This window comes from Sphingosinicella sp. LHD-64 (assembly GCF_031157375.1).
Classification (GTDB): Bacteria; Pseudomonadota; Alphaproteobacteria; order Sphingomonadales; family Sphingomonadaceae; genus Allosphingosinicella.
Map to the genome: position 1 here is coordinate 630,837 of NZ_JAVIFV010000003.1, position 13,437 is coordinate 644,273.

The 13,437-nt window shown below is 69.3% G+C and carries 15 protein-coding genes and 1 tRNA gene; 5 read left to right on the plus strand and 11 right to left on the minus strand.

The features are described from left to right. Window positions 1–185 precede the first annotated feature (185 nt). The 6 genes from RCO27_RS11020 to RCO27_RS11045 form a co-directional block, all read right to left on the minus strand. Window positions 186–1,928 (minus strand): copper resistance system multicopper oxidase, encoded by a 1,743-nt coding sequence (locus RCO27_RS11020; protein WP_309002724.1) that lies wholly within the window; start codon window positions 1,926–1,928, stop codon window positions 186–188. Beyond that, window positions 1,925–2,317, minus strand: coding sequence for a Cu(I)-responsive transcriptional regulator (gene cueR / locus RCO27_RS11025; protein ID WP_309002725.1), 393 nt, complete (start codon window positions 2,315–2,317; stop codon window positions 1,925–1,927). The genes RCO27_RS11020 and cueR overlap by 4 nt, the downstream gene beginning before the upstream one ends. Beyond that, window positions 2,314–4,725 (minus strand): heavy metal translocating P-type ATPase, encoded by a 2,412-nt coding sequence (locus RCO27_RS11030; RefSeq protein WP_309002726.1) that lies wholly within the window; start codon window positions 4,723–4,725, stop codon window positions 2,314–2,316. The genes cueR and RCO27_RS11030 overlap by 4 nt, the downstream gene beginning before the upstream one ends. 98 nt (window positions 4,726–4,823) lie before the next feature. Further along, entirely contained in the window at window positions 4,824–5,063 is a 240-nt protein-coding gene (locus RCO27_RS11035; protein ID WP_309002727.1) for a hypothetical protein, read from the minus strand. 38 nt (window positions 5,064–5,101) lie between these two features. Further along, the gene (locus tag RCO27_RS11040) at window positions 5,102–5,428 is read right to left on the minus strand and encodes a hypothetical protein (protein ID WP_309002728.1); all 327 of its coding nucleotides are present in this window, start codon (window positions 5,426–5,428) and stop codon (window positions 5,102–5,104) included. A 36-nt stretch (window positions 5,429–5,464) separates the two neighbouring features. Then, window positions 5,465–6,985, minus strand: a complete 1,521-nt coding sequence (locus RCO27_RS11045; protein WP_309002729.1) for a L,D-transpeptidase family protein — start codon at window positions 6,983–6,985, stop codon at window positions 5,465–5,467. Window positions 6,986–7,109: 124 nt separating this feature from the next. Here RCO27_RS11045 and RCO27_RS11050 point away from each other — a divergent pair, with 124 nt between their 5' ends. Continuing rightward, entirely contained in the window at window positions 7,110–7,469 is a 360-nt protein-coding gene (locus RCO27_RS11050) for a pilus assembly protein PilZ (RefSeq protein ID WP_309002730.1), read from the plus strand. Between the two features lie 65 nt (window positions 7,470–7,534). Here RCO27_RS11050 and RCO27_RS11055 read toward each other — a convergent pair. Further along, window positions 7,535–7,621 (minus strand) — tRNA-Leu (locus RCO27_RS11055). A 121-nt stretch (window positions 7,622–7,742) separates the two neighbouring features. On the opposite strand from RCO27_RS11055, the gene RCO27_RS11060 reads away from it, so the two are divergent. Then, window positions 7,743–8,687, plus strand: a complete 945-nt coding sequence (locus tag RCO27_RS11060) for a complex I NDUFA9 subunit family protein (RefSeq protein WP_309002731.1) — start codon at window positions 7,743–7,745, stop codon at window positions 8,685–8,687. Between the two features lies 1 nt (window position 8,688). Here RCO27_RS11060 and RCO27_RS11065 read toward each other — a convergent pair whose 3' ends face one another. Next, the gene (locus RCO27_RS11065; RefSeq protein WP_309002732.1) at window positions 8,689–9,093 is read right to left on the minus strand and encodes a thioesterase family protein; all 405 of its coding nucleotides are present in this window, start codon (window positions 9,091–9,093) and stop codon (window positions 8,689–8,691) included. 45 nt (window positions 9,094–9,138) lie between these two features. After that, complete coding sequence (locus RCO27_RS11070; protein ID WP_309002733.1) at window positions 9,139–9,933, minus strand: undecaprenyl-diphosphate phosphatase; 795 nt, start codon at window positions 9,931–9,933, stop codon at window positions 9,139–9,141. A 162-nt stretch (window positions 9,934–10,095) separates the two neighbouring features. Between RCO27_RS11070 and RCO27_RS11075 the strand changes: the two genes are divergently transcribed. Both RCO27_RS11075 and RCO27_RS11080 read left to right on the plus strand, forming a co-directional pair. Next, window positions 10,096–10,569 carry a hypothetical protein gene (locus RCO27_RS11075; protein ID WP_309002734.1) on the plus strand — a complete coding sequence of 158 codons (474 nt, stop codon included), beginning with the start codon at window positions 10,096–10,098 and terminating at the stop codon, window positions 10,567–10,569. Window positions 10,570–10,626: 57 nt separating this feature from the next. Further along, window positions 10,627–11,298, plus strand: a complete 672-nt coding sequence (locus RCO27_RS11080; RefSeq protein WP_309002735.1) for a glutathione S-transferase family protein — start codon at window positions 10,627–10,629, stop codon at window positions 11,296–11,298. Window positions 11,299–11,345: 47 nt separating this feature from the next. On the opposite strand, the gene RCO27_RS11085 is transcribed toward RCO27_RS11080, so the two are convergent. Continuing rightward, entirely contained in the window at window positions 11,346–11,789 is a 444-nt protein-coding gene (locus tag RCO27_RS11085) for a DUF305 domain-containing protein (protein ID WP_309002736.1), read from the minus strand. 97 nt (window positions 11,790–11,886) lie between these two features. On the opposite strand from RCO27_RS11085, the gene maiA reads away from it, so the two are divergent. Further along, window positions 11,887–12,525, plus strand: a complete 639-nt coding sequence (maiA, locus tag RCO27_RS11090) for a maleylacetoacetate isomerase (protein WP_309002737.1) — start codon at window positions 11,887–11,889, stop codon at window positions 12,523–12,525. Here maiA and RCO27_RS11095 read toward each other — a convergent pair. Beyond that, window positions 12,522–13,358, minus strand: a complete 837-nt coding sequence (locus RCO27_RS11095; protein ID WP_309002738.1) for a LysR substrate-binding domain-containing protein — start codon at window positions 13,356–13,358, stop codon at window positions 12,522–12,524. The genes maiA and RCO27_RS11095 overlap by 4 nt on opposite strands. Window positions 13,359–13,437: the final 79 nt, after the last annotated feature.

Consider the following 13,437-nt stretch of genomic DNA (forward strand, 5'->3'; position numbering starts at 1 on the left):
CTGGTGCCCCGTATGCGGGTTCGCTTGCGCAGGCTGCTGCAGTTGCGGCTGCTCCGGGATATTGTGGCCGGCATGCGGGTCCGTCCGGGCCGGTTGCGCGGGTGGCATCCTGTGCCCCTCATGCTGCGCGAGCGCCGGGGCGGCGGTCGCAGCGAGGAGCAGGGCGACGAGGGGAGTGAGCCGGGTCATGCCGCGCCTCCGTCCAGCGGGCGGACGGTGACGGTGCGCATCATCCCCGCATGCATATGAAAGAGCAGGTGGCAGTGGAACGCCCAGTCGCCGGGTGCGTCCGCGGTCAGGTCGAAATCGACCGTGCCGCCGGGCAGCACGTTCACCGTGTGCTTGTGGGGATGGAAACCGGTGTGGCCGTTCACCAGCTCGAAGAAATGGCCATGGATGTGGATCGGGTGGGCCATCATCGTGTCGTTGATCAACCGCACCCGCACCCGCTCGTTGCGTTCGAACCGGAGCGGCTCCGGATTCTCGCTGAACCGCCGGCCGTCGAACGACCACATGAACCGCTCCATATTGCCGGTGAGATGGACCTCGACGGTGCGCGTCGGGGCGCGGGTGTCGCTGTTCGGCGCGACCGCCATGAGATCGCGATAGGTGAGCACCCGGTGGCCGACATTCTCGAGGCCGAGGCCGGGCTCGCCGGTGCGGTCCTTCGGCATCGGCGCGATCATGTCGACGCCGGGGTTGAGATCGACCTGCGGCGCGTTGGCGCCGTCGCGCATGTCGTGGCTCATCGCCGGGGCCTGGCCGGCGGCATCGCCGCCCGTCCCGTGGCCCATCGCGGCGTGATCCATGCCACCCATGCCCATGTCGGTCATGGTGAGGACCGGCCGCTCGCGCAAAGGCGGCACGGCGGCGCTCATGCCCAAGCGTGGCGCCAGCGTGGCCCGGCCGAAGCCGGAGCGGTCCATCGCCTCGGCGACGAAGGTATAGGCCTCCGGCCCATTTGGCTGGACGATCACGTCGTAGGTTTCGGCGACGGAGATCTGGAACTCGTCGACCGTCACCGGCCGCACGTCGATGCCGTCGGCCGCGACGACGCGCATCGGCAGGCCGGGGATGCGGACGTTGAAGATCGTCATCGCACTGGCGTTGATGATGCGGAGGCGCACCCGCTCGCCCGGATTGAACAGGCCCGTCCAGTTCTCGTCCGGTCCGTGGCCGTTGATCAGATAGGTGTAGGTCGTGCCGTTGACGTCGAGGATGTCGGTCGGGTCCATCCGCATGTTCGCCCACATCGCGCGGTCGGCGGCGGACATCTGCTGGTCGCGGCGCCCGGAGGCACGGCCGGCGAGGGTCATCCGGTTGCGGTTGAAATAGCCGCCCTCCTGCCAGAGCTTGGCCATGATTTGATGGGGGTGGAGGAAGCTCCAGTCGCTGAGCACGATCACATGCTCGCGGTCGTAGCCGACGGGATCGACGCCGGCGGGATCGATGACGATCGGGCCGTAATGGCCGGACTGCTCCTGCAGGCCGGAATGGCTGTGATACCAGTAGGTGCCCGACTGGCGGACGGGGAATTCGTAGGTGAAGGTTTCGCGCGGACGGATGCCGGGGAAGCTGATCCCCGGCACGCCGTCCATCTGGAACGGCAGCAGCAGCCCGTGCCAATGGATCGACGTGTCCTCGTCCAGCGTGTTGGTGACATGGAGGCGGACGTTTTGGCCCTCGCGGAGACGGACCAGCGGGGCGGGCAGGGTGCCGTTGACCGTGATCGCATGGCCGGTGCGCCCGCCGACGGTGAAGGCGCTGTGGCCGACGGTCAGGCGGATGTCGTCCCCGGAGAGAGACGGCAGGTCGGCGCGCAGGCCCGGCGAGCCGCTCTGCGCCCAGACGGGGAACAGGCCGGCGGCGCCGAGGCCGAGCGCGCCGCCGAGGAAGGCGCGGCGCGGGAGCAGGGGTTGGCGGGTCATCTTGCGTCCCCCGCCAGGCCTTCGAGGATCGGGCAGTCGGGGCGGTTGTCGCCCCGGCATGCGCTGACCAAAGTCGTCAATGTCTTCTCCATGTCCCTGAGTTCGCGGATCTTGGTGCGGATTTCGGCGATATGCGCCTGGGCGGCGGCGCGGACGTCGGCATTGGCGCGATCGGCGTCGCGGTAGAGCGCCAAGAGGTGCCGGCACTGGTCGATGCTGAAGCCGAGGCTGCGGGCGCGCGCGATGAAGCGCAGCTCGTGCGCTTCCCTGTCGCCATAGTCGCGATAGTCGTTGTCGCGACGCCCGGGCGCGACGAGGCCGATCTGCTCGTAATAGCGGATCGTCTTGGGCGGCAGGCCCGTGCGCCGCGATACCTGGCCGATGTTCATGGGGCTCTCTCCAGATCGAGGGTGCGGAGCCTCAGCGCGTTGCCGATCACCGAGACCGACGAGAGGCTCATCGCCAGTGCCGCCAGCATCGGGCTCAGCAGCAGGCCGGTGACGGGATAGAGTATGCCGGCCGCGATCGGCACGCCGAGCGCATTGTAGCCGAAGGCGAAGATGAGGTTCTGGCGAATGTTGGCGGTGACCGCGCGCGACAGGCGGCGGGCGCGGACGAGGCCGGTGAGATTGCCCTTCACCAAAGTCACGCCGGCGCTCTCCATCGCGACGTCGGCGCCGGTGCCCATGGCGATGCCGATGTCGGCGCGGGCGAGGGCGGGGGCGTCGTTCACGCCGTCGCCGGCCATGGCGACGGTGCGGCCCTCGGACTTGAGGCGCGCGACCGCGGCGTCCTTGTCCTCAGGCAACACATCAGCGATCACCTCGTCGAGGCCGAGCCGCCTGGCGACCGCCTCGGCGGTGCGGCGGTTGTCGCCGGTCAGCATGATGATCCTGAGGCCCTCGGCATGGAGCGCGTCGATCGCGGCGCGGGCCGAGGGCTTCACCGGATCGGCGACCGCGACGAGGCCGGCGGCCCTGCCGTCGACGGCGACGAACATGGCGGTGGCACCGTCGTCGCGATGCGCGTCGGCGCGGGCCTCGATGGCAGCGATCTCTGCGCCTTCCAGTGCCATCATCGCGGCATTGCCGATCGCGACGCGCCGTCCGCCGATCATGCCGACGATGCCCTTGCCGCTCACCGATTCGAAGTCCTCGACCGGTCGTAGGGCGAGGCCAGCCGCTTCGGCGCCGGTGACGATCGCATGGGCGAGCGGGTGTGCGCTCGATCCTTCGAGCGATGCGGCGAGGCTCAGGAGTTCGGCCTCGGCGAAGCCTTCGGCGGGCGCGACCGCGACGAGCGCCGGCCTGCCCTCGGTCAGCGTGCCGGTCTTGTCGACGACGATCGTGTCGACCGACGCGAACCGCTCCAGCGCTTCGGCATTCTTGATGAGCACCCCGTTCTGCGCGCCCTTGCCGACCCCGACCATGATCGACATCGGCGTCGCGAGGCCGAGCGCGCAGGGGCAGGCGATGATCAGCACCGACACGGCGGCGATCAGCGCGAAGGGGATGGCCGGCGCCGGCCCGAAGATCGACCAGAGGGCGAAGGCCGCGACCGCGACGAGCAGCACCGCCGGCACGAAGACCGCCGACACCTGATCGACCTTGCGCTGGATCGGCGCCTGGCTGCGCTGCGCCTCGGCGACCATCTGGACGATCTTCGCCAGCATCGTCTCGGCGCCGATCCGCTCGGCGGTCATGACGAAGGCGCCGTCGCCGTTGATCGCGCCGCCGGTCACGGCATCGCCGACGCCTTTCTCGACCGGGATCGGCTCGCCGGTCAGCATCGATTCGTCGAGCGCGGACCGCCCTTCGGCGATCGTGCCGTCCACCGGCACCGCCTCGCCCGGCTTGACGCGCAGACGGTCGCCGACCCGGACGAGATCGAGCGGCACGGTGCGCTCGCCTCTGGCGTCGATGAGATGCGCGGTCTTGGGGGCGAGGTTAAGCAGAGCGCGGATCGCCGACCCGGTCTGCTCGCGGGCGCTGAGTTCCAGCACCTGGCCGAGCAGGACCAGTGTCACGATCACCGCCGCCGCCTCGAAATAGAGGCCGACTCCGCCGTGCATGGTACGGAAGGCGACGGGGAAGATCTCCGGCGCCAGCGCGCCCACCACCGAATAGGCCCAGGCGATGCCGGTGCCGATCGCGATCAGGGTGAACATGTTGAGATGGCGGGTGACGAGGCTGCGCCAGCCCCGCGCGAAGAAGGGCGCGCCGCCCCACAGGACGACCGGGGTCGCGACCGCCAGCTCGAACCAGTCGAGCGTGCGGGGCGGAACGCCGTGCATCGTCTCGGGCCAGATATGGCGGAGCATCACGACGACGAAGAGCGGCACGGTGAGGATCGCCGACACGATAAAGCGCCGCCACATGTCGACATATTCCCCGGACGGGCCCTCGCTCAGGCTGAACGCCTTGGGCTCCAACGCCATGCCGCAGATCGGGCAGAGGCCCGGGCCGATCTGCTCGATCTCCGGGTGCATCGGGCAGGTGTAGACGGCCTCGTCGTCGCCCTTGGGGGCGGCTGCGCCGTGATGGCCGTGGCCGGCATGGGCGTCTTCGAGAAACAGCTCCGGCCGCGCCGAGAAGCGTTCGACGCATCTGGCCGAGCAGAAATGATAGTCCGTGCCGTCGTGATGGGCGTGATGCGGCGTCGCCCCCGGATCGACGCGCATCCCGCACACGGGATCGATCGCCGTCCCGCCCGCATCCGGGGCATGACAGAAGGAGGCGCCGGAAGGCGCGGCTGTGGCCGGCGTGCAGCAGGCCTTGGGGATGTGATTCGTGCTCATGCCAGCCCTGCTGGGCCTTCCAGTTACTGGAAGGTCAAGCCTGGTGACGCGCATGGCGGGCGGCGGGCCGAGGCACCGCCGCCCGGGGTCAGCGCGGCCTAGTGGCTCTGGTGCGCGGCGTCGCCGTCGCGGGCGGCGCAGCATTCGGCGGTGCGGCCGTCATGCTGGCCGGGCTGGTGCTGGCCGGGCTGGCTGTGGTCGCCCTGCCGGTGCTGGCCGTGGCCCTGATGCTGGCCCTGCTGGTGCTGGCTATGGTCGGCCGGCGGCTGGGCGGGGGCGGTCTGCGCCATGGCAGGCGCGGCGATCGCAAGCGCGACCGCGACAACGAAGAACTTCATGTCGAATCTCCTGAAAAACGATGTCGGTCCGGGATCGTTCAGGAGCGGGGCGGCGGGTCCGCGGCCTCGGGCTGGATGCCGTGCAGGGAGAGGAGCGGGCGCGGCACCACGGCGACCGGATCGGGCGACGCGAAGGCGATCTCGACGGCGCTTTCGGTCGCCACCGCGGCGCAGGCGACCATGCAGTCGATCGCCGACTTGCTCGGCTTGCCGGGCTCGGGCGCCGGCATGTCGGCGCAATGGCCGGACATCGCCATCGGCGCCGCAGGATGCGGCATCGCCGCCTCCGCCATGCCCATCCGCCCGAACGGCGCGGCGAGCAGCGCAAGGAAGACGAGCAGCGGCACAAGGCTTCGCAAAGTCACGTCCTCAACCTAGCGGCATCCGCGTGTCCGCGCAAATCAGGGGCCGATGTCGCGGCTACGCTCCCGCGCCGGGCGAGGCGGCCGGCTGGCGAGGCCGAGCGCGCGGGCGACGGCATCGTCCCAGCCGTAATAATCGAGCCGGTAGCGCACCCTGTCCCCCTCGACGAAGGCGGTCTGGTACATGAGCCGGACCGGGATCGGGCGGGGCAGCGGCACGAAGGCCTCGTCACCGCCGGCGCGGGCGCGGTCCCATTCGGTGCGCACGCCCTCCTGGTCCGCGATCATCTGGGCGAAGCCGAGCGCATCCTCGACGCGCACGCAGCCATGGCTGGCATGGCGGTCGTCCTCGGCGAAGAGCGGCTTGGCCGGGGTGTCGTGGAGATAGATGGCATGGTCGTTGCGCATGTCGAACTTGACCAGCCCGAGCGAGTTGGTCGGCCCGGAGCGCTGGACGATCCAGCCGTCACGCCATTCCATGTTGTTGCGGCGCAAATAGCCGGCGCCCTTCGGCGCGATCTCCTCGGCCTGGATCGAGCGCGGCACCGTCCAGGTCGGGTTGGCGACGAGGCGGTAGAGCGGCGAGCCGAGTTCGGGCGTCTCGTTGCCGGGCTCGCCGACGACGACGCGGCGGCGATCGGCGGCCCGGCCGTCGCGCCAGTAGGTGAGCATCGCGCTCGCCGTGTTGACGTCGATCCGGGTCGCCGGCGCCTCGCGCGAAAGCCAGCGGCGCCGTTCCAGGTTGATCGCCAGCGTGCGGGCGCGCTCGAACGCGCCCTCGTTGATCGCGGCGAGCGTGTCGCCGGCGATCACGCCATCGGCCGCCAGCCCGTAATCCTCCTGGACCCGTTTCACCGCCGCGGCCAGCTCCGGCGTCAGGCGGGTCACGGTCGGCTGACCCTCGGGCGGCTGGTAATAGCCGTCGGCGGCCAGGGCGGCGGCAATGTCGGGCAGGCGCCGGTCTGCTCGACCGGCGCGGATTTCGAGGCCGTCCGGAATCGGCGTGCGCCGCCGCGCGGTCCTGGCTTGCCGGTCGGCCGCGACATAGGCCTCGGACAGGCGGCGATACTCCTCGTCCCGCGGGGCCAGGCCGGCGAGCCAGGCGCGCACGCCGTTCGGGAGTACATGATTGAGGCCGGCCACGATGTCGGTGTCCGGACGGGGCAGCGCGTAGACCTCCTGCAGCCGGGTCGGATCGGCCCGCCCGCGTGCCAAAGCTTCGGCATAGCCGAGCGCGGCGAGGCTGAGCGCCGCCTCGCGCGCCGCCGGCGTTTCCGCGCGCCGGGCCTCGGCCAGGAACAAGCGGGGATCGAGTCCGTGGCGCGGCGCCTCGCCGATCGCCGCGACGAGCGCCTCCGCGGCGGTCACGGTCCAGGCGGGCTGCCAGTCGCGCGCCTCGTAGAAGCGGCGCACCTGCCGGTCCCGGACCGCCGCGCGCAGCGCGCCGGGGGCAATCTGGCTCGGCTGCACCGCCGCCACGCCATTGCCCCCGTCGCCATTGTTCTGACTGGCGCAGCCGCTCAGGACGAGCAGCGCCGCGATCCACGATCCACGCCTCACACACGCTCCACATACGCAACGAACATCAGGGCGGGAACGCGCGGGCCGGCGGAACGCTCCGATGGGCGGACTTAAGCCTTGCTTAGCCATTGCCGCGCATAGTCGCGGCACAAAGGAGAATTCCGTGACGAAGGCGCAGCTTGCGATCATTCCGGCCGCCGATGGTCGCAAGGCGGAACGACGCATCGTCAACCTCGCCGCGCGCTTGCGCGACCGTGGCACCAGCCTGATCGACATCGAGGTGATGAACCTCTCCACCGATGGCTTCATGGCGCACATATCGGCCGCCCTCGAAGTGGGCAGCCATGCCTGGCTGAAGCTCACCGGTCTCGAGCCCCAGAACAGCCGTGTCGCCTGGGTCGAGGAGGGCAAGGCGGGCTTCGAGTTCGTGAGCCCGCTCCATCCCGCGACGGTGCAGCTCGTCGTCGCCCTCGGCCGCAAATCCGCACCACAAAACCATTTCGGACCCCGCGGCCGCCGCTGAGGCACGAGTTGCGCGAGGCGGACGGACGAGTCCCACCACCTGGCATGATCCAGCATTTGAGGAAATGGTGCCCAGAAGAGGACTCGAACCTCCACGACCTTGCGATCGCCAGCACCTGAAGCTGGTGCGTCTACCAATTCCGCCATCTGGGCACGGGGTAGGCCGCGCGAGTTAGGGGGCGGCGGCGCGCTTGTCAACGCGCCTCGCACGCTTGCCAAGGCGGCGCGGACCCGGCAAGGAATCCGCGAACCGATCCCTTTCAAGGCTGCACCCATGACGGCAAAGACCGACCGGCTGGTCACCCTCTTCGGCGGCGGCGGATTCATCGGCCGCTACGTCGCCCAGGCGCTCTATGCCGAGGGCGCACGCGTGCGCATCGCCGCGCGCGAGCCGAAACGCGCCTATTTCCTGAAACCCCTGGGCGGGCTCGGCCAGACCCAGTTCGTGCGCGCCGACATCACCGACCCGGCCTCGGTCGCGGCGGCCGTGACGGGGGCCGACGCGGTGGTGAACCTGGTCGGCGTGTTCAAGGGCGACCTGAAGCGGGTGCATGTCGACGGCGCCCGCAATGTCGCAGAGGCCGCGGCCGCCGCGGGCGCACGCGCGCTGGTCCACATCTCGGCGATCGGCGCCGATCCGAAGAGCGAAAGCCATTACGGCCGGACCAAGGGCGAAGGCGAGGCGGCGGTGAAGGCCGCCTTCCCGACCGCGACCGTCGTCCGTCCCTCGATCGCGTTCGGGCCGGAGGACGATTTCGTCAACAAGTTCGCCCGCATGGCGCAGCTCATGCCGGCGATTCCGGTGCTGCGCGGATCCTGGCAGGTGCAGCCCCTGTTCGTCGCCGATCTCGGCAAGGCGATCGCCGCGGCGACATCGAATGCCGGCACGCATGGCGGCAAGATCTACGAGCTCGCCGGCCCGCAGGTCATGACCATGCACCAGCTCAACGAATGGATCGTGCGAGCGACCGGACGCAACCGGGCGGTGTTCGACATTCCCGACGCGATCGGCAGCATGATCGCCCGCCTGGGTTTCCTGCCGGGCGCGCCGATCTCCTGGGACCAGTGGCTGATGCTGCGGCAGGACAGCGTCGCGAGCGGCGCGCTGCCGGGCTTCGAGGCGTTCGGCCTGAAGCCCGCGCCGCTCTCCGCGGTCGCCGAAAACTGGCTCGCCATCTATCGCCGCCACGGCCGGTTCGCGGCGCCATCGGCGCCCTAGTTCATTCCGGCAGGAAGCGGCGGACGACGTCCCGCGCCAGCCGCGCGGGACGGAGCGTATCGGCGTCGAGGCAGCACCAGCTCGACTTCACCTCGGCCAGCACCTCCTCGCCGCGCTGGATCAGCGTGCTGAAGAAGGCACGGGCGCCCTGCACACCCTCGGCGACCACGGTCGCGACGATCGCATCGTCGAGAAAGGCGGGGCGGCAGTAGGTGATCTCGTGCTTGAGCGCGACCCACAGATGCTGGGCGACCGCCTCGGCCGGCGCCATGCGCTGCCAATAGGCGATCACCGCCTCCTGCACCCATTCCAGGTACACCGCATTGTTGACGTGGCCCATGAAGTCGATGTCCCCGGGCTCGATCGCCAGGGCATGGATGTGGGTCGGGGCGGGGGCGGCACTCATCGTCGTCATTGTCATCTAGCTGACAATCATGTCAATAATACGACGCTAGAACCAGATGAGCAGGGCGACTCCCAGGCCCACCCGATAGAGCACGAAGACCAGCATCGAGGCATGCCGTAGGAATCGCATCAGGAAAGCCATGGTCGCGAAGGCGGCGACGAAGGTCATCGCACCGGCGAGAAAGGCGTCCCACTGCATTTCGGCCGTCGCGCCGGCGAGGTCGAGCACCGCCAGCGTCCCGGCACCGGCAACGGCGGGGATGGAGAGGAGGAAGGAGAAGCGGGCCGCCTCGACCCGCTCGTAGCCGAGGAAGCGCGCCGCGGTCATCGTGACGCCCGAGCGGCTGGTGCCGGGTATCAGCGCCAGCGCCTGGGCGAGGCCGACGATCAGCGCGTCCTTGAGGCTCATATCCTCATAGGTCTTGTGCCGCGGGCCGATCCGGTCGGCGAGGCCGAGCAGGAGGCCGTAGGCGATGAGGTTGCACGCCACCAGCGTGGTCGAGCGGAACGTGTCCAGATAGCCGCCCTGTTTCAGGAAATAGCCCAGGGCGACGGCCGGGATCGTGCCGAGGATCAGCCACCAGAACAGCCGACGCTGCGCCGGGGCCTGGCCGATCCCCACGGTCGCGAGCCCGCCCCGGGCGAGCCCGATCACCTCGCGAAAGAAGAAGAGAATGATCGCCAGCAGCGATCCCACATGGACCGCGACGTCGATCATCGGCCCCTGATCCGGCATGTGGGTGAAGAAGGGAATCAGGATCAGATGTCCGGAGGACGAGATCGGCAGGAATTCGGTGACGCCCTGAACGATGGCGATGATCAGCAACTGCAGGAACGTCATGAAGGCGCCTTTTCCGGTTCCCGGCGGGTCTTAGCAGGGCGGGCGGCCGAGGCAACATGACAGATCGGCGTTCAGGTCGAGGTCATGGAAGCGCGACCAGAAAGGCGCTATATTCGGCGCGTTGCGTGCACGGCGCGCCGGTTCCGCGTTAAGGAGACCATCGTGAACAAGCTCCTCATCGCCTGCGTCTTCGCCGCGCTCGCCGCGCCGGCGTCCGCGCAGGACCTCCATGACGGCGATCTCACCCGCAATCTGCCCTCGTCGCGCGACGTCGAGGCGATGGCGCCGGCAATTGACCGGATGGCCGGCGCGCTGATGACCGTCGATGTCGGACCGATGATGGACGCGGTGGACCCGCTCGCGCGCCACCCGGGCTACGGCGTGCCCGGCCGCACGCTCGGCGCGCTTGGCCGGCACAACGATCCCTATTTCGACGAGCGCGTGCGCGGCGCCATCTATGGCGGCACGGCGCAGGCCGGCGCGATGATGGACGCCTTCGCGGCGATGCTGCCGGCGCTCCAGCGCTCGCTCGACGAGGTGCAGCGCGGGATCGGCGACGCGGTCGACCAGTATCACCGCCGCGGATATGCGTCCGATCGCGGTTACGATGATGACGGGCCCTGGTACGAGGACTGATCGTCCGCAAATGACCGGTGGACTGGCGCGGCGTCTCCGCTAAGAAGCGCCGCATCCATGTGGCAGCTTTACCAATTCCCCCTCTGTCCGTTCTCGCGCAAGGTCCGGCTGATGCTGGCCGAAAAGGGCGTCGCGCATGATCTGGTGCGCGTCTCGCCCTGGCTGCAGGACGACGAGTTCACCGATCTCAATCCGGCCGGCGAGACGCCGGTGCTGGTCGAGGCGTCGAAGGGCGTGGTGCTGATCGATTCGGGCGCGATCTGCGACTATTTCGAGGAGACGCTCGACAAGGCGCCGATGATCCCGGGCACCGCGCTCAACCGCGCCGAGATCCGCCGGCTGGTCGCCTGGTTCGACGGACGGATGCACCGCGAGGTCGTCGCGCCGCTGATGGAGGAGCGGATGAAGAAGCGGCTCGTCCACCGTGCCTCGCCGGACACGGCCGAGCTCCGCAAGGCGATGACCGCCTGCAACGGCCATCTCGACTATCTCGATTATCTGCTCGACCATCGCCGCTGGCTCGCCGGCCCGGCGCTGACGCTGGCCGATCTCGCCGCGGCGGCGCAGCTTTCGGCCGCCGACTATCTGGGCGGCGTCGACTGGCGCGGCCACAAGCAGACCGCCGACTGGTACGCGGTGATGAAGTCGCGCCCCAGCTTCCGCCCGCTCCTCGCCGAGCGGATGGAGGTGATCCAGCCGCCGGCGCATTACGACAAGCCGGATTTCTAGCGACCTTTTCAGAGTTTCGGGCCCGATGGTCGTGGTCGCCGCCGAGCTCAGTGGCGCGCCAGGATGCGCTGCATCTGATCGATCTCCTCGCGCTGCGCGCGGATGATCTGCCGGCAGAGCGCAATGATCTCCGGATCGCCGAGTGAGGCCTCCCGGCACATCAGGATCGCGCCGGAATGGTGCGGGATCATCGAGCGCAGGAACTGCGCGTCGCCGATCCCGGCCTGACCACGGATGCCGAGAAAGGCGAGCATGAACAGCAGGGTGAAGCCGGCATGAAGGGCGAGATTGAGCCCGGTGTTCCTGTACATCTGTCGCATCATCACCAGCATCAGCACGGCCATCGGCGCGACCATCATCAGCGCCATATAGAACATGTTGAGATTGTTGTATAAATCGCCCGCACCATCGACCATCGCGAACATCACGAGGTACATGATCGCAGTGCTGAGAACGAGGTTGAGCGCCAGCATGGCGTAGTGCGACTTCATCTTCCTCTCCGGGTTGCGATGAGGCCCCGCCGTCCGGACAAGCGCTTGGGGCGCAGCGACGGTTCCGCGGGTCGCCCCTTCCGGCTATGCAGGCGCCATGACCAAGCCCGTTCTCTACGACTACTGGCGCTCCTCGGCGAGCTACCGGGTCCGCATCGCGCTCAACCTCAAGGGCGTCGATTACGACCGCGTGCCCATCAACCTGCTGGAGAACGAGCAGCAGGCGGACGACTATCGTGCCCGCAACCCGCAGGGCCTCGTTCCGACGCTGGAGATGGATGGGCAGCGGCTGACCCAGAGCCTCGCCGTCGCCGACTGGCTCGACGCGACGATTCCCCAGCCGCGCCTCCTCCCCGCCGACCCGGCCGACCGCGCCCATGTCCTCGCCCTCGCGCTGACGATCGCGGCGGACATCCATCCGGTGAACAACTTGAGAATCCTCAAATATCTCACGAAGCTGGGGATCGATCAGGGCGCACGCGACAACTGGTACCGTCACTGGGTCGCCGAAGGCTTCGAGGCTCTCGAGGCGCTGGCCACGCCACACGCCGGCACCTTCCTGTTCGGCGACACGCCGACCCTGGCCGACATCTGCCTGGTCCCGCAGATGTACAATGCCCGCCGGTTCGAACAGGATCTTGCGCCTTATCCGACCCTGGTCCGCGTCGATGCGGCGGCGACCGCGCTGGAGGCCTTTGCCGCCGCGCACCCTGACAGGGTGGCGCCAGCATCCTAGGCCAGCTCGATCGCCCCCTCGAGCGAGGCCGCGACGGCCTGCGTGAACGCCGCCACGCGCGGGGTGCGGCGGAAATCGGCGTGGGTCAGCACCCAGACCTCGGAGGCGATCTCCGGAATCGGCGGCGACAGCGGCGCGAGGCCGTCGGCCAGATAGGTCGGCAGCACGGCACGGCCGGCGCCGGCGCGGCAGAGGTCCGCCGCCGCGCGCATACTGTCGGCGCGGATCGCGACCGGCTGGCCGATGGCGTGCTGCGCCAGCCAGCGCGCGGAGGGAATCGCCGACAGGCTGCGGTCGAGCCCGATCCAGCGGTCGGGCGCGCCCGGCGTGGCATAGATGCGATAGTCGAACCGCGCCGCCCGCCGCCCGACCAGCGTTTCGGGCGGGCTGACTGTTGGCCGGATCGCGACCTCCGCCTCGTGCCGGCCGATGTCGGCGAAGCTGTTTGATAGGGAAAGCTGGAGCGTCACTTCGGGATGCGCCTCGACGAAGGCCGCCATGGCGGCGCTGACGATCGCGCTCAATGAATCCGTCGTCGTCACCCGCACCAGCCCGGCCATGCGGACATCGGCGCCGCCGACCCGCCGGTTGAGCTCGGCGAGCCGCGCCCGCCCTTCCGCCGCCGCCTCGGCAATCTCGCGCCCGATCTCGGTCGGGCGGTAGCGCCCGTCGATCCGCTCGAACGCCGGCGCGCCGAGCCGGCGCTGCAGGTCGCCGAGCTGACGGTAGATCGTGGCGGGATGTGCGCCGGTGGCCGCCGCCGCGCTCCGGACGCTGCCGGCGGTCGCCACGGTCAGCACCAGATCGAGATCGGTCTCGTCAGCATGTCGCATGAGCGCGAATCATGATCGCATTTCTATCCATTTCGTCGCTTTAGCGCGACATCTATCTGAGCCCTCGAAGGAGGACCCC